Raw genomic sequence first — 416 nt, forward strand, 5'->3', positions numbered from 1 at the left:
GGCCGCTTGCGGGTCGGCCTCGATGAGCTCCAGGATCGCCGGGTCGGCGATGAAGCCGGCCTTGATGATCTCGGCGAGCCCGGAGACGTAGTCGTTGACCGGCAGCGAGTCCAGCGCCGCGAGGTCGCACAGGACGCCCGCGGGCGGGTGGAACGCGCCGACGAGGTTCTTGCCCTCGGCGGTGTTGATGCCGGTCTTGCCGCCGACGGCCGCGTCGACCATGCCGAGCACGGTGGTCGGGATCGCGATCCAGCGGACCCCGCGCAGCCAGCTGGCCGCGACGAACCCGGCGACGTCCGTGGTCGCGCCGCCGCCGATGCCGACGATGACGTCGGTGCGGGTGAAGCCGGTCTGGCCGAGCGCCTTCCAGCAGTAGGCGGCGACCTCGACGGTCTTGGCCTCCTCCGCGTTCGGCA

General features: G+C 72.4%; 1 protein-coding gene. It reads right to left on the bottom strand.

Annotation, left to right across the window (positions count from 1 at the left end):
- Nucleotides 1-416, bottom strand: a 416-nt coding sequence (locus AB0C16_RS40765) for an iron-containing alcohol dehydrogenase (RefSeq protein WP_357691572.1), incomplete at both ends; no start/stop codon positions are given.

The organism is Nonomuraea sp. NPDC048916 (assembly GCF_040649575.1).
Classification (GTDB): Bacteria; Actinomycetota; Actinomycetes; order Streptosporangiales; family Streptosporangiaceae; genus Nonomuraea.